The sequence below is a fragment of the Alteraurantiacibacter palmitatis genome, assembly GCF_037154115.1.
GTDB classification, from domain to species: domain Bacteria; phylum Pseudomonadota; class Alphaproteobacteria; order Sphingomonadales; family Sphingomonadaceae; genus Alteraurantiacibacter; species Alteraurantiacibacter palmitatis.
On sequence record NZ_JBANRO010000005.1, the window covers coordinates 163,584 to 178,512 of the forward strand.

General features: G+C 64.4%; 16 protein-coding genes. 7 read left to right on the plus strand and 9 right to left on the minus strand.

What is annotated here, in order from left to right:
• Positions 1-107: 107 nt before the first annotated feature.
• Genes WFP44_RS07585 through WFP44_RS07600 form a run of 4 tightly spaced genes read right to left on the minus strand, consistent with a single transcriptional unit; the run spans position 108 to position 3,449 of the window.
• Positions 108-638, minus strand: coding sequence for a DUF3237 domain-containing protein (locus tag WFP44_RS07585; RefSeq protein ID WP_336925828.1), 531 nt, complete (start codon positions 636-638; stop codon positions 108-110).
• 4 nt (positions 639-642) lie between these two features.
• Positions 643-1,395 carry an SDR family oxidoreductase gene (locus WFP44_RS07590; protein WP_336925829.1) on the minus strand — a complete coding sequence of 251 codons (753 nt, stop codon included), beginning with the start codon at positions 1,393-1,395 and terminating at the stop codon, positions 643-645.
• Between the two features lie 21 nt (positions 1,396-1,416).
• The gene (locus WFP44_RS07595; RefSeq protein WP_336925830.1) at positions 1,417-1,806 is read right to left on the minus strand and encodes a nuclear transport factor 2 family protein; all 390 of its coding nucleotides are present in this window, start codon (positions 1,804-1,806) and stop codon (positions 1,417-1,419) included.
• On the minus strand, positions 1,803-3,449 hold the full coding sequence (locus WFP44_RS07600) for a GMC family oxidoreductase (protein WP_336925831.1): 1,647 nt from the start codon (positions 3,447-3,449) through the stop codon (positions 1,803-1,805). Before WFP44_RS07600 ends, WFP44_RS07595 begins: the two co-directional genes overlap by 4 nt.
• 143 nt (positions 3,450-3,592) lie before the next feature.
• Here WFP44_RS07600 and WFP44_RS07605 point away from each other — a divergent pair, with 143 nt between their 5' ends.
• Together WFP44_RS07605 and WFP44_RS07610 are read left to right on the plus strand one after the other, a co-directional pair.
• On the plus strand, positions 3,593-4,744 hold the full coding sequence (locus WFP44_RS07605) for a cobalamin-independent methionine synthase II family protein (RefSeq protein ID WP_336925832.1): 1,152 nt from the start codon (positions 3,593-3,595) through the stop codon (positions 4,742-4,744).
• 2 nt (positions 4,745-4,746) lie between these two features.
• Complete coding sequence (locus tag WFP44_RS07610) at positions 4,747-5,505, plus strand: IclR family transcriptional regulator (protein WP_336925833.1); 759 nt, start codon at positions 4,747-4,749, stop codon at positions 5,503-5,505.
• On the opposite strand, the gene WFP44_RS07615 is transcribed toward WFP44_RS07610, so the two are convergent.
• From WFP44_RS07615 to WFP44_RS07625, 3 genes are all read right to left on the minus strand, one after another.
• The gene (locus WFP44_RS07615) at positions 5,502-6,071 is read right to left on the minus strand and encodes a hypothetical protein (protein WP_336925834.1); all 570 of its coding nucleotides are present in this window, start codon (positions 6,069-6,071) and stop codon (positions 5,502-5,504) included. The genes WFP44_RS07610 and WFP44_RS07615 overlap by 4 nt on opposite strands.
• A gap of 120 nt (positions 6,072-6,191) precedes the next feature.
• Positions 6,192-7,616 carry a syringate O-demethylase gene (gene desA / locus WFP44_RS07620; RefSeq protein WP_336925835.1) on the minus strand — a complete coding sequence of 475 codons (1,425 nt, stop codon included), beginning with the start codon at positions 7,614-7,616 and terminating at the stop codon, positions 6,192-6,194.
• Positions 7,617-7,650: 34 nt separating this feature from the next.
• On the minus strand, positions 7,651-8,364 hold the full coding sequence (locus WFP44_RS07625) for an alpha/beta fold hydrolase (RefSeq protein WP_336925836.1): 714 nt from the start codon (positions 8,362-8,364) through the stop codon (positions 7,651-7,653).
• A gap of 140 nt (positions 8,365-8,504) precedes the next feature.
• On the opposite strand from WFP44_RS07625, the gene WFP44_RS07630 reads away from it, so the two are divergent.
• Both WFP44_RS07630 and folD read left to right on the plus strand, forming a co-directional pair.
• On the plus strand, positions 8,505-9,377 hold the full coding sequence (locus WFP44_RS07630) for a methylenetetrahydrofolate reductase (protein WP_336925837.1): 873 nt from the start codon (positions 8,505-8,507) through the stop codon (positions 9,375-9,377).
• A gap of 17 nt (positions 9,378-9,394) precedes the next feature.
• Positions 9,395-10,318, plus strand: a complete 924-nt coding sequence (folD, locus tag WFP44_RS07635) for a bifunctional methylenetetrahydrofolate dehydrogenase/methenyltetrahydrofolate cyclohydrolase FolD (protein ID WP_336925838.1) — start codon at positions 9,395-9,397, stop codon at positions 10,316-10,318.
• A 38-nt stretch (positions 10,319-10,356) separates the two neighbouring features.
• Here folD and WFP44_RS07640 read toward each other — a convergent pair whose 3' ends face one another.
• Positions 10,357-11,322, minus strand: coding sequence for a magnesium and cobalt transport protein CorA (locus tag WFP44_RS07640; protein WP_336925839.1), 966 nt, complete (start codon positions 11,320-11,322; stop codon positions 10,357-10,359).
• Positions 11,323-11,368: 46 nt separating this feature from the next.
• Between WFP44_RS07640 and WFP44_RS07645 the strand changes: the two genes are divergently transcribed.
• From WFP44_RS07645 to WFP44_RS07655, 3 genes are read left to right on the plus strand one after another with little or no spacing between them, the layout of a single operon-like run.
• Entirely contained in the window at positions 11,369-12,856 is a 1,488-nt protein-coding gene (locus WFP44_RS07645) for a flavin-containing monooxygenase (protein ID WP_336925840.1), read from the plus strand.
• Positions 12,857-12,867: 11 nt separating this feature from the next.
• Entirely contained in the window at positions 12,868-13,629 is a 762-nt protein-coding gene (locus tag WFP44_RS07650) for a competence/damage-inducible protein A (protein WP_336925841.1), read from the plus strand.
• Entirely contained in the window at positions 13,578-14,171 is a 594-nt protein-coding gene (locus tag WFP44_RS07655; protein ID WP_336925842.1) for a hypothetical protein, read from the plus strand. The genes WFP44_RS07650 and WFP44_RS07655 overlap by 52 nt, the downstream gene beginning before the upstream one ends.
• 64 nt (positions 14,172-14,235) lie before the next feature.
• Here WFP44_RS07655 and rplA read toward each other — a convergent pair whose 3' ends face one another.
• Positions 14,236-14,928 (minus strand): 50S ribosomal protein L1, encoded by a 693-nt coding sequence (gene rplA / locus WFP44_RS07660; protein ID WP_336925843.1) that lies wholly within the window; start codon positions 14,926-14,928, stop codon positions 14,236-14,238.
• Position 14,929 lies beyond the last annotated feature (1 nt).

The window sequence follows — 14,929 nt, forward strand, 5'->3', positions numbered from 1 at the left end:
CTCACCCCCCTCTTGCCACCTCCATCCGGTTAGCGGACATGGTGGGGCGAAGGATGATGGTTGCGACAGAGCGCGATCAACTTACGGCAGATGGCATCTGAACGCGCCTAGACCAACGCGTAATAACGCAGGCAATTGCCGTCGCTGCGCCGCTCTCCGACTCCGATAAAGACATGGCGTGTCAGCCAGTCATGCTTGCCCACCGGCGTTTCGAATGTGGGGTTGCCGCGCAGGTAATAGTCCTCGTGCGGCACCGGCGCGCCGTTGTTGAAAGCCCAGTCGCGCAGGCGTGCCATGGTGTCGGGCTTGCGCCCCCAGAGAAAGCCCTTGTTGTGGAGCAGGATGATCGTGCCGTCCTCCTCCTCCAGCAGATAGCGGGCATCAAAGACGGCGGTGTCGTCGGGCCGGAAATAGGCATAATCGCCGCCCGATCCCGGAATCGCCCGGCCGCGCAGATGCGGGCCTTCGAATGTGCCCCCCTTTACGAGCACCGCGCTGCGCATCCCGCCATTGGGATGCGGGGCCATGGTGTAAACCTCCGGAAAGGTCAGCCGAACTTCCATCACGAATTCCAGGCGCGGATTGTCCAGCGTGGAAAAGGGCGGGGAGAAGGGGGTGGTGTCGGAAAATTCGGTCATGTCGCTATCCCAGTTCAATCAGGCCACCATCCACCAGCAGATCGGCGCCGGTGATGAAGCCTGCATCCTCGCTGGCCAGAAACAGCACGGCTTTGGCTACTTCGTCGCTCGTGCCCATGCGGTGCATGGGGATATTGGCGATCATCATGTCTTTCAGGCGCACGACATCGTCCGGCCCCATGCCGGGGTTGCGGTGCAGCAGCGGGGTGTCGATCGGGCCGGGCGACACAAGGTTGAGGCGGATCCTGCGCGGCAGCAATTCCTTGGCGAACACCTTCATCGCCATGGCAAGGCCGGCCTTCGCCGCCGAATAGGTGCCGTTGCCTTCCAGCGGGCCGTGCGCGCCGATCGAACTGGTGACCACCACGCTGGCGCCCTCGCCCATGATGCGCACCGCCGCTTGCAGCGCAAAGACGCAGCCTTTGAGGTTGATGGAATGGACATGGTCCCAATCCGCCTCGGTTATCGCGTCGAGCGGCGCAAACCCGCCAACACCGGCATTGATGAACAGCACGTCGATCCGGCCATCGGCGGCTTCAACCTGGGCCACCACATGGGCAGTGGCCCCGATATCCGCAATGTCGGACTGGTAGCCGGTCGCGCCGGGGATAGTGGCCACTGCCGCGTCCAGCGTTTCGCGGTTGCGGCCGGTCAGGTGCACCCTGGCCCCTTCGGCGGCGAAGGCCTGCGCAGATGCAAGGCCGATCCCCGAATTGCCGCCCAGCACCAGAACAATCTTGTCGGCAAAGCGCATCATACCCTCCTGCAGTATGGGCCTTCAGAATGGCCCGATGGGGTTTGGCCCGCCTTCAATCACGTCCTGCATCACATCCCAATGTTCCGCGATCAGGCCGTCTTCGATGCGGAAGATGTCGATCACCGCCCAGCCCAGATCACCCGGCCAACGGCGCACATGGTAATGCACCGTCACATGGTCGCCATCGACCAGTGCGCGCTTCACATCGTGCACTGCTTCGGGCGTTGCGGCGCGGATCATGTCGAGGAAGCGCTTCAGCCCTTCCCTGCCCGGCTCGGCGGCCTGGTTGTGCTGGATGTAGCCGGGCGCAATGAAGCGATCGACCGCGCCGGAATCCATCGGGTTCAGAACATGGGCGAACATATCCAGCACCAGCTGGAGATTGGCCTCTTCTTCGGGCGTGCGGCTCACGCAGCCACCTGCTGCGGCAATTCATCGGCGGGCAACTTGCGCCCGCGCATCGCGTCCACCGCCTTTTCGGCCAGCATGATGACCGGCAGATTGGTATTGCCGCCGGGCACGGTGGGCATCACCGAACAGTCGATAACGCGCAGGCCCTCCACGCCGATCACGCGGCACTCCTCGTCCACCACGCTGTGCGCGCCCATGCCCATCGCACAGGTGCTGGTGGGGTGCTGCGCGGTGTAGCAGGTGGCGCGAATGAGATCGGTCAGCTCGTCATCGCTTTGCGCCGCGGCACTCGGCATACGCTCCTCGCCCACAAGGCGGGCCATCGGCTCGCTGGCATAGATGCGGCGCGCGGTGCGGATGGCGCGGCGCATCTGCACGAGGTCGGCCTCCTCCGCCATCAAATTGAGCGTAACGGCGGCTTCTTCCAGCGGGTCGGCGCTCTTCAGCTCCACCCAGCCGCGGCTTTCGGGATGCAATTGCACCACGCCCGCCCAGAACACATGATCCTGTTCGGGCTTGATGCCGGGGAACCAGGTCTGCGCGTCAAAGCGGATCGGGTTGACCATGATCTGCATATCGGGCCGGTCGAGATGATCGGCGGTGCGCACCACGACATTGCACGAATTGAGCTGGCTCGCCATCGTGCCCTTGCCGGTGAGCGCCCAGCGCACAGCGTTCAGCGCCAGCCTGTCCCAGCGCAGATGCCGCAGGAAGGTCACCCGCTCCTTTGCCAGCCATTCGAGGCTGGTGGTGGGATGTTCCTGCAGATTGCGGCCCACGCCGGGGCTGTCGTGCAGCACATCCTTGCCGAAAGCCCTGAGATGCGCCGCCGGGCCGATCCCCGACAGAAGCAGCAGATGCGGCGAATTGTAGGTGCCGCCCGACAGGATCACTTCGCGGCGCGCGCGCACAATCCGTTCGCCATCGGGCGTGTGGACCGCCACACCCACCGCGCGCTTGCCTTCAAACACCACGCGGGTGACCTGCGCATTCTGCCGCACATCGAGGTTTTGCCGCCCCATGGCCGGCTTGATATAGGCGCTGGCAGCGGACACGCGGCATCCGCTATCGTCCACCGTCTGCTCGCCGCGGGCAAAGCCTTCGGGCACCGCGCCGCCCAGATCATCGGTGGTGGCAAAGCCGGCATTGGCCGCGCTCGCCATCATTTCCTCGTGCAGCAGGTATGGGCTGTCGATCGGGCGGATTCGGACGGGGCCGCCGGTGCCGTGATACAGGCTTTCCCCGCGCCAGCTGTCCTCCATCTTGCGGAAATAGGGCAGGCAATCGGCATAGGACCAGCCGCGCGCGCCCATCTGCGCCCACTGGTCGTAATCGGCCGGGTGGCCGCGCATGGCGAACATACCGTTGATGCTGCCCGATCCACCCATCACCTTGCCGCGCGGCATCGGCATACGGCGGCCGTTGAGATGCGGTTCGGCTTCCGTCAGGTAGCGCCAGTTGAACTGCGGCATGATCATCGCCCGAAGGAAGCCCAGCGGCATCCGGATATAAGGGTGATCGTCGTTCCCGCCCGCTTCCAGCAGCAGGACATTGCTGTGCCCATCTTCGGAAAGGCGCGCGGCCACCACGCAGCCCGCGCTGCCACCGCCCACCACGATGTAATCGAATTGCGCCTCGTCCATATCGTGCAAACTCTCCCGTTGAGCACATATGCTAACGAGCGTTATGATTACGCGCAACCGCGAGTGCGAAGCGCAACTATTTCATACTTGCGTTAATTTCGCATATCTGAAATAAGCGCCGCCTTAACGAAGGGGCGACTTACGTGATCAAAACCACCCATGTCGGCAGCCTGCCCCGCGGGCCGGAACTTGTGCCTTTGCTTCTCGCCCGCGACAAGGGGGAGGATTACGATGCCGAGGCCTTCGACCGCATGGTGCAGGCCGCGGTTGACGATGCCGTGCGCCGGCAGATCGAAGCAGGCGTCAGCATAATCTCCGACGGGGAATTGGGCAAGGTCGGCTATTCGACCTATATCATTGAGCGGCTTTCAGGTTTTGGCGGCCATTTGCCGCGCAAGCCCGCGCTCGATCTGGCCGCAGTGCCCGATCTGGCGAAGAAGCTGGCACACATCATGGGCGCGCAGGAATTCACCCGCGCCAGCGCCATCGCCAAGGTCGAACTGGTCAATCTCCAGCCGCTGCACGACGATATCCGCCGCTTTGCCAATGCGCTGGCCGATCATGGCCGCGATGCCAATGGCGCGACAGTGAAGGCCTTCCTCAACACCGCCTCGCCGGGCCTCATCACCGCGTTCCAGCCCAACCAGTATTACCCAAGTCACGAGGCCTATCTGGCCGATCTGGTTACCGCGATGCGGCCCGAATACCACGCCATTGTCGAGGCAGGTTTCCAGGTGCAGTTCGATTGCCCCGACCTCGCGATGAGCCGCCATACCGGCTATCAGGACATGAGCGAGGGCGAATTTCTCGCCACAATCCGCGCCAATGTGGACGCGTTGAACGAGGCGACCGCCGATATCGACCCTGCCGCCATGCGGATGCACGTTTGCTGGGGCAATTACGAAGGCCCGCACGATTTCGACATTCCGCTGGAAAAGATCATCGACATCGTGCTCGCCGCCCGTCCCGCCACGATCCTGTTCGAACACGCCAATCCGCGGCACGAGCATGAATGGAAGGTCTGGCGCGATGCGGCAGAGGCCGGCAAGCTGGACGGCAAGATCCTTGCCCCCGGCTTTATCGACAGCTGTTCGAACTACCTCGAAACACCCGAACTGATCGCGCAGCGGATCGAACGCTTTGCCGATATCGTGGGCAAGGACCGGGTGATCGCCAGTTCGGATTGCGGCTTTGGCACCTTTGCAGGCTATGGCAAGATCGACCCGGCGGTGGCCTGGAAGAAGCTTGCCGCCCTTCGCGAAGGCGCGGACATCGCGGATAAACGGATCAGCTGACCATGGCAGACATCCTCTCCAGCGCACAGAATTCGCAGGTCAAATCGGCCACGCGGACGCTCGACATCATTGAATATGTGGTAGCGCACAACCGCCCGATGGTGGCGCAGGAGATTGCAACCGCACTCTCCATCCCGGTGTCCAGCCTGTCCTATCTGCTCTCCACGCTGGTCGAGCGGCAATATCTGGTGCGCGAAGGGCGGCGCTATTCCTGCGGGCCGGGCCTTGCACGGCTGCAATCGGCCAATCCGGGTTTCACACTGGCCGATCGCGCCGCGCCGCTGGTGCGCACCTTGCGGGTTCAGCTGGACGAGACGACCAGCTTTTTCATCCGCGACGGGTGGGAGATCGAGGCGATCGTTACCGAATCAAGCGAGCAGGCGCTGCGTTATTCGGTGCCGCAGGGTCGCCGGCTGCCGATGCACGCGCTGGCCGCGGGCAAGGTGCTTCTGGCCGCCCTGCCGCCCGAGGAGCTTGACCGCTATTTCGCGGAAACCGAACGCCGGCACTTTGCCGAAGCCACGGTGACCGACGAGAAGCGCCTGCGCGAACAGCTGGACGAGGCACGCCGCACCGGCTTTGCGATGACGGACGAGGAATTTTCGCTCGGCATCGTGGGCATTGCCCGGCTGGTAACGATCGATGGGGAACCGGTCGGCTCGCTCAGCGTGGCGGTGCCCAAGGTGCGCTTCGACGACGATCTGCACGCGCGCGTGGCCGATCTGCTCGATCGCACCGCGGACCTGCTGGAAGGCAATTAGAACCCTTCGAGGAAGTCTGCCGTCATGCGCGCAGCCTCTTGCTCAGCCGGAGGAGGTGATGGCTCCTCCATCGCGTCGCCTGGCAAGGCCCGCCGGTAAACCCGTCCCGCCTCCCAACCGCCCAATGCTTCGCCTTCGGCTGCCCGAACCAGCGCATAAGGCGCAAGATCCGTGCCGACATAGATCATTTGCGCGCTGTCCGGCCCGGTCAGGCGAAAGCGGAAGATATCGGGAATCGCGCCGGGGCGCGGATCGTCGAAAGCCAATTCCACCGCACCCTGATATTCCAGCGCGGTCATGCTGGCAGTGCTGCGTATGCCGGGGCGGATATTGTAGAAGGCATTGCCATCCGAATTGAAGGTTTGCGGCCGCGACCAGCGCCCTCGCCATTCGCCTTCGCGTGGCTCCTCCAGATGAAAGCGGAAAATGGTGACGCCGCCGGCCTGCATATCCCAGGCCCCGGCCAATTCATCGGGCGCACTGTCATCCGCCTGCTGCGCGGCCAGCGGGCCCGATACCGCAAAAGCCAGTATGGCAAGGAAAGCGAGAAGCGACCGCAGCATCATGGCCGCGCTGATACATGGCCCATCCGCATTCGGGCAAACGAAAAGGCAGGCACGCAAAAGGGGCGACCGGTTGCCCGGCCGCCCCTCCTCTCTCCGTCTCTCCCCGGAAAGGTTGCGCGCTTAGCGGTTGGCGCCAACGCCTGTGGTGCGCCAGCTTTCGGCATAGGCGGTGCGGGCCACGTTCGAATAGGGAACGGGGCTGATCACGGCCTTGATTTCGGTCTGCACGTGCGGCTCGACAGTCGGCTTGGAAGTGCCGCCGTTCGGCTCGCCCCACACCAGCTTCACTTCCTTGCCCATTTCGACCTCGTCCGGATCGATCATGGCGAGGGTCAGCATCTTGCCTTCGTTCGAGGAATAGCCGACCCAGGTCGACACGCCGATGAACTTGCCGTCCACGGTGCGCACTTCGTCAAACGGGTGCATGGCGTAAACCGCGCTGGGGAATTCGAAATACTTGGCGCGCTCACCCGACGCAAAGAGCGAGGAGAGGACGCGCAGCATATCTTCGTTGTCCAGCGCCAGCGTGACCTTCTGCTTGTGCTTCTGGTCCTTCATTTTTTCCAGCGCTTCGCGGCCCACGAAATCGTGGTCGAACTTCACGATGTGGCCGTAACCGATGTCCCACGGGGTCAGGTAGTAGCCTTCGATGCTGTCGGGGACATAGGAGCCGCCGATCGAGCACATACCGGCATAGGACTTGCCCGATGCCCAGCTGCGGAAATCCTTCATCATCTGGCTGTCGCCGGTGTAGAAGGCGGGCAGCGGCGAAGGCAGCCAGCCCGATTCCAGCGTGTTGGACGAATAGGCGCGGCCGCCGACCAGCTCCAGACCGTATTCCTTGCCTGCTTCCACCAGCGCGCCATGCACGGTGGCGTAATCGGCCCAGGGGCCGAACAGTTCGTAACCCGGCTGGCCCGCCATGCCGTGGCGCAGCGCGATCACGTCCTTGCCGCTGATGTCGATATGGGCCATGTTGAAGAACTTGAGGTCGGGCGCGTCCTGACCCATCGCCTTCGACAGGATCTTCATGGCGTTCGGCCCCTGAAGCTGGAAGCGGTAGTTCTTGCGCACGCCATCGGTGCGCATCGCGGTGCGCTCGTCACGCTCCACGGTCACATTCCACTTGCTGCCATCGGGCTTGGGATACTGGGCGTGGAATTCCACCCACTCGATCGCCGGCGCACGGCCAACCAGGCTGAATTCTTCTTCCGCCAGATAGAACAGGATCACGTCGCCGATCACATAGCCATCGGGCGTGACGGGCACATACTGCTTGGCCTTGTTCACGGTGAAGTTCTTGAAGCTGTTGATGGCGGTGTATTCCAGCAGCGCCATGGCTTCGGGCCCGCGCACATAGAGTTCCACCATGTGGTAGGACTGGTTGAAGAGCACCGCGCTCTTGGCCCAGGCGCGCTGTTCGTTGCGCCAGTTGGAATATTCGGCCGGCACGCCCGGATAGACGTTGGGGCCAACCTGCTGGTTGCGCAGGAAGTCCACAATATTGGCCTGGGCGTCCAGCTTCTGCTGAAGGGTTTCACTCATGGTATGCTCCTCTCCTCGGAAGGGTGCGGGTTGATCAGGGTGCCGGCCTGTCGAGCCAGCGGGTGATGGCATCGTTCACCGCTTCGGGGGCTTCGGCCATGATCATGTGGCCAGCCCCCGGAACGATGACGAGTTCGGAATGTGGTATGCGCCCGGCAATCTCGGCGTGCTGTGCGGGGCTTGCCCAGCCGTCCTGCTCGCCCGTCATCACCAGCACCGGGCAGGCGATCTGGGAAACGAGCGTTTCGACGTCGGGCCGGTTCACCAGCGCCTTGATCTGCGCGTCGAACACGGTCTGGCCCATGGACAGGCACATTTCGCGCATCGGACCGTAAATGGCCGGATTGGCGCGGTTCGCCTCTGCCACCATCGGCGGCAGCCAGTGATCGACAAGAGCGGGAAAGCCCCGTTCATGGCCCACCGCCTGCAAGGCGGCCCGGCTGGCGGGTTCGTTCGCGCCAACAGGATGAATGCCGGTGGACACCAGCGCCAGGCGGCGCACGCGCTGCGGCGCAAGGCGATAGACTTCCAGCGCCACGCGCCCGCCCATCGAATGGCCAAACAGATCGAATCGGTCGGCGCCCAGCCGGTCCGCTTCTGCCAGCGCGATTCGCGCCATCGCGGGCAGCGAATCGGCCGGCGCATCCGGCGTGCCGTAGGAATCCACCGCGTGCGCTGCGCCAAAGGCGAGCGTCTGCGCGGCATAGATGCGCGCATCGCAGATCAGGCCTGGCAAAAACAGCAGCATGGATGAAAAGGGACTCTCGCCTGTTCGCTCTTATGAAAATTTCGTCTATACGAATAAAGCACCCTGCGCTAGGGGCTTTGTGATGAGGCGTGCGGCGGCTAGGAGCGGCCCGCGCGGCCTGTGGAAGAGGAGAAGCGTCGATGTCCTATGCAGCAATCCACCCCAACTGGGAAAAGTCGCCGGAAAACATGGTGGACGGCTATTCGCTGGAGATGACGGCGAAGGAGATCGAGGGCCTGAAGGAAGCGGCCCCGCTGATCCGTCCCGGCACCCAGGTGGCCGTTACATTCCTGCCCGGCGAAACGCTGGAACAGCGCGTGGAAGCCGCTGTGCTGGTGCGCGAACTGGGTTTTGAACCCATCGTCCACCTGTCCGCCCGCCGCATCGAGAGCGAGGAACAGCTCGACTGGTATCTGGGCGAAATCACCCAGAAGGCGGGCGTGAAGCGCGTCTTCATCATCGCGGGCGACCCGCCGGAACCCGAAGGCCCCTATTCCACCTCGCTCCAGATCATCGAGACCGGCCTGCTCGAAAAGCACGGCATCGAGATCGTGGGCGTTGGTGGGCATCCGGAAGGGCATCCGAACAACACCCCTGCCGAACTGTGGGACTGGATGGAGCGCAAGATCGCCGCTGTCCGCGCGCACGGCATGGTGCCGCTGGTCGTCACCCAGTTCGCGTTTGACGATGACGCCATCGTCGCCTGGCTGGCTGAAATGCGCGCCCGCGGCATCGATGTGCCGGTGCGCCTTGGCGTCCCTGGCCCCGCCGGGATCAAGCGCCTGCTGGGCTTTGCCAAGCGTTGCGGCGTGGGCGCCAGTGCCAGCGTGATGAAGAAGTACGGCATCAGCCTGACCAACCTGATTGGCAGCGCCGGCCCGGACAAGCTGGTGTCCAGCCTCGACAAGAAGCTGGGCGCGGAACATGGCCGCGTGCGTCTGCACCTTTACCCCTTCGGCGCGCTGACCGCATCGGCGGAGTGGATTAACGCTTACCACGCCAAGCATTCCTGATAAGGCGCCGCGCACTTATGGCACAGATCATTGATGGCAAGGCGGTGGCGAACCGTCTGGATGAAAAGAGCAAGGCTGAGGTGGACGCGATGATCGCCGCCGGGATGCAGCGTCCCGGTCTGGCGGTCATTCTGGTGGGCGATGACGGGGCCAGCCAGGTCTATGTCCGTCGCAAGATCAAGGCCTGTCAGAAAGTCGGCATCACCAGCATCGAACGCCGCCTGCCGGCCGATACCAGCCAGGAAGATCTGCTGGCGCTGGTGCACGAGCTCAACAACGATCCGACCGTGCACGGCATTCTGTGCCAGGTGCCACTGCCCAAGCATATCGACACGCGGCTGGTGCTGCGCTCGATCAGCCCGGACAAGGATGTGGACGGCTTCCACCCCGTCAATGTCGGCCGTCTGTCCACCGGCACCGGCGGCATTGTGCCCTGCACGCCGCTGGGCGTCATGATCCTGCTGCAAAGCGTGATCGACGATTTCAAGGGCAAGGACGCAGTGGTGATCGGCAAGTCCAATATCGTGGGCAAGCCGGTGGCAAACCTGCTGCTCGATGCCGAATGCACTGTCACGGTAACGCATATCTACACGCATGGCCTGCCCGATATCTGCCGCAAGGCCGATATCATCGTGGCAGCGGCAGGCGCGCCGCGCCTCGTCAAGGGCGATTGGGTGAAGCCCGGCGCGGTCGTGATCGATGTGGGCATCACCCGCGTCATGGATGAGGCGACCGGCAAGGAGCAATTGCTGGGCGATGTCGATTTCGACAACTGCCAGCACGCAGGCGCCATAACCCCCGTTCCCGGCGGCGTCGGCCCGATGACGATTGCCTGCCTGATGGCCAATACCGTTCAGGCGGCAAAGGCGCTGCAAACGGGCGATAACAGGCCCGCCGCCGATTACGAGGATGCGCCCTCGCGCTCCATGTTCGGCGGCTGAAGGGTGCGGGGCGGCCGCAAGGGTCGCCCCGCCCTGCCCTAGAGCCAGCCGATCCGGCGGAACCGCCAGAACAGCAGCGCACAGATTGCGCCGATCACGCCCAGCACGATGAAATAGCCGTGGCGCCAGGTCAGTTCGGGCATGAATTCAAAGTTCATGCCGTAAATCCCGGCAATCGCGGTCGGCACCGCCAGGATCGCCGCCCAGGCAGCCAGTTGCCGCGTGATGGCGCCCTGCCGGCTCTGTTCCAGCAGGCTCGCCACTTCCAGCACATTGCCCAGCGCATCGAGCAGGCCGCGCACCCGGCTCACTGTACGGCGCGCGTGATCGTAGACATCGCGGAAATAGGGGCGCGCGCGCGCGTCGATTGCGGGAAGCTCGCTCTGCGCCAGCTTGCCGACCATCTCCTCCATGCGGCCGGCGGTAACTTCCAGCCGGCGCAGGATCCGGCGCAGGCGGAAGATGCGGCGGATATCCGCCGCTTGCGGGAAGGCCTCCACCGCCCTGTCCTCCATCGCCTCGGCAGTGCGCTCCAGCGTGTCAAGCAGCGGATCATAGCCATCGACAATGAAATCGAGCAGAGCGTGCAGCACGAAATCCGGCCCTTCGGCCAGCCGTTCGGGCAGGATTTCCAATTGGCTGCGCAAATCGGTGTGGGCACGCGGACTGCCCAGCCGCACGGTGATGATGAAGCCATCCCCCAGAAAGATCGCCGTCTGCCCATAGGACAGGGCGTCATTCTTGTCCTGAGCGGCGGTGCGAGCGATCACGAAAAGCTGGCTTCCATAGGCTTCGGCCTTGGGCGGGTGACGGGGGGTGAGCGCATCCTCCACCGCCAGCGGATGCAGGCCATAGCGATCGGCAAGCGAAGCCATTTCCTCGATGCCGGGTTCGACCAGCCCGATCCAGTCGAATTCGCCGGGCCGCGCGGGGCTTGCGGCCGCCAGCGCGTCGTCCAGCAGCACATGGCCATCACGATAGCGGCGGGCGGCAATGATCGTCATCGGCAAGGGAGGTGACACGGCGCGCGCGTGCTGGCAATCCCGATGCATGAGCAAACCTGTCGATGTGCTGATCGTGGGGGCCGGCATTTCCGGCCTGTCGATGGCAGTGCATCTGCAACGGCATTGCCCCGATCGCCGCTTTGCCATTGCGGAGGCACGCGCGCGGGCGGGCGGGACATGGGATCTGTTCCGCTATCCCGGCGTGCGGTCGGACAGCGATATGCATACGCTGGGCTTTGCCTTTGCCCCGTGGCGCGGGGACAAGGCGATTGCCGCGGGGGCGGACATCCTCGCCTATCTGGATGCGGTGATTGCAGAGCACAGCCTCGCCCCGCACATTTCCTATGGCACGCGCGTGCTGGCGGCGGATTGGCGCGAAGCTGAGGCGCTGTGGCACGTCACGCTGGCCGATGCGGCAGGCGAGCGGGTGGAGCGGGCGCGCTTCCTCTATCTCGCGGCGGGCTATTACGATTACGAGCGCCCCTATCAGGCCGATATTCCGGGGCTGGAAAACTTCGCCGGGCCGGTTGTGCATCCGCAATTCTGGCCGCCCGATCTGGATTGGGGCGGAAAGCGTGTCGTCGTTATCGGATCGGGCGCCACCGCCGTGACGCTGGTCCCCGCGCTGGCGGAGCGGGCCGCGCAGGTCACCATGCTGCAACGCACGCCAAGCTGGATGGTGGCGCAGCCTTCGATCGACCGGCTGGCGCGGGCCTTGCGCCGGGTGCTGCCGGAGAAAACCGCCTATCGCCTAACCCGCTGGATCAATACGCGGCTTCATGTGCTGATCTACAACAGGGCGCGCCAGCGGCCGGATCAGGTCGCCGCTTTGCTCACCCGGCGGCTGAAGCGGGCCTTGGGCGCTGCCTATGACCCCAGACATTTCCTGCCGCCTTATCCCCCGTGGGAACAGCGGTTGTGCCTCGTACCCGACGGCGACCTCTTCCGCGCCATTCGCGAAGGGCGCGCAGGCATGGCAACCGGCGTGATTGCCAAGGTGCAAGCCGATGGCGTGCGGCTCACCGATGGCACGCATATTGCCGCTGACATTCTGGTGACCGCCACCGGCCTCACGCTGGCTATCGGCGGCAAGATCGCCGTCTCGCTGGATGGCGCGCCGGTCGATTGGTCAAAGCGCTGGTTTTACCGCAACGCGATGTTTTCCAATCTTCCCAACCTTGCCGTGGTGTTCGGCTATCTCAACGCCAGCTGGACGCTGCGTGCGGATATGACCGCCGCCTACGTCACCCGCGTGCTGGCAGAGATGGCGCGCCGCGGCGCGGATGTGGCGGTGCCGTTGCGCACAGATGATGCGCCGGAAAAAGCCGTCGATCCCACATTCGGCTTTTCCTCCGGCTATCTGGCGCGCGCCGCCTCGCTCATGCCGCGCAGCGAAGCGGCGCTGCCCTGGCGGCTCAACATGGATTATCTGGCTGACCTTGCCGATTACCGCACCCGCCCGGTGGATGACGGCGTGCTGGCTTTCCTCGTGGCGGGCCAAAGTCCAGTGGCAGAGAAATCTGAATTGCCTTAACGCATCGGCCCATGACATCCAAACGCATCTACCGCGCCGCGCTGCTGGTTATCGGGGACGAAATCCTGTCCGGCCGCACACATGACAAGAACATCGCCCAGATCGCCAGCTGGTTGCAGGTGCAGGGCATCCGCCTGACCGAGGTGCGCGTGGTGGCCGACGATATGGACGCGATTGCCGAGGCGGTGAACGCGCTGCGCACCAAATATGATTACCTGTTCACCACTGGCGGCATCGGCCCCACGCATGACGATATCACCGTGGACGCGGTGGCGCAGGCATTGGGCGTGCCGGTTGTGCTGCACCCTGAAGCGCACGCGATCCTCGCCGATTATTACAAGGACAAGGAAGGCGGGCTGACCGAGGCGCGGCTGCGCATGGCGCGCGCGCCTGAAGGATCGGGCCTCATCCCCAACGCGATGTCGGGCGCGCCGGGCATCCGCCACGGCAATATCTACATGATGGCTGGCGTGCCCAGCATCACCGCGCAGATGCTCGCCGCGCTCACCGGAACGCTGGAAGGCGGCGCACCGCTGCTTTCCGAAACGGTGGGCGGCTGGATCAAGGAAAGCGAAGTGGCCGACCTGCTGCGCCAGACCGAAAAGGCGCATCCCGACTGCCAGATCGGCTCCTATCCCTTCTTCCGCGAAGGGCGCACGGGCGCCAATTTCGTGGTGCGATCGACCGAAGCGGACAAGCTGGCCGCGTGCATGGATGCGCTGTGCGCGGGGCTGGCGGCACGCGGCTTCGCGTTTACGCGCGGCGGGATCTGATCCGGGTCGGCGCCCTTTTCCTGCCGCTGCTGCTGGCAGGCTGCGCCACGCTGGCGCCGCAGCGGCTGGCCACATTCGAGGCTGCGCTGGCGGCGCAGGACAGCGCCACCGCAGCGCTTGGCCAATGGTGCGCGGCGCGCGGGCTTGCCGATCCGCCCACCATCCGCGCCGTGCTGACAGGTGGCAGCAGGCCTGCAAGCCCCGCCATCCGCGCCGCCCTGGGGGTATCGCCGGATGAAGCTGTCGCTTATCGCCAGGTGGCGCTGGTATGCGGGGACACAGTGCTGAGCCGGGCGGAAAACTGGTATGTGCCCGCGCGACTGACAGCGGACATGAACCGCACACTGGAACACACGACCACGCCGTTTGGCGCTGTCGTCGCCCCGCTCGGCTTCCGGCGCGAACGCGGCACGGCGCAGCGCGGACGCGCGCCCGATTGCCCGGCCGGAACCGTTCTGTCGCACAGCGCCGTGCTGCGCCTGCCCGATGGGCGCGCCATCAGCGCAGTGGTGGAATGCTACACCGCTGAAAACCTGCGCTAGGACGCAAAAGGGGCCGGTGGATCGCTCCCCCGGCCCCGTTTGTCGCTTGCAGGAAAAAGGTGCCTTACGCGCCTTCGACCTCGGCGAGGTCAAGCTTCAGGCCCGGGCCCATGGAGGAGGTGATCGACACCTTCTTCACATACTTGCCCTTGGCGCCTGCCGGCTTGGCCTTCACCACGGCGCTGGTCAGTGCCTTGAAGTTTGCCTTCAGCGCGTCATCCGCGAAGCTCAGCTTGCCAATGCCCGAATGGATGATGCCCATCTTTTCCACGCGGAACTCGACCTGGCCGCCCTTGGCGTCCTTCACGGCCTGCGCCACGTTGGGGGTGACCGTGCCCAGCTTGGGGTTCGGCATCAGGCCCTTGGGGCCCAGCACCTTGCCGAGGCGACCCACCACACCCATCATGTCGGGGGTGGCAATCACGCGGTCGTAATCGAGATTGCCGGCCTGCATATCTTCCATCAGGTCTTCGGCACCCACCTTGTCGGCACCGGCAGCCAGCGCCTTTTCGGCGTTGTCACCACGGGCAAACACGGCCACGCGGACATCCTTGCCGGTACCCGAAGGCAGCGACACCATGCCGCGCACCATCTGGTCGGCGTGACGCGGGTCAACGCCCAGATTCATCGCCACTTCGACGGTTTCGTCGAACTTGGCGGCGTGGGTCCGCAGCAGCGCGAGCGCCTCGTCCACCGAATACAGCTTTTCGCGGTCGATGCTGGCCAGAACCTTGGCCTTCTTCGTCAGCTTTGCCATG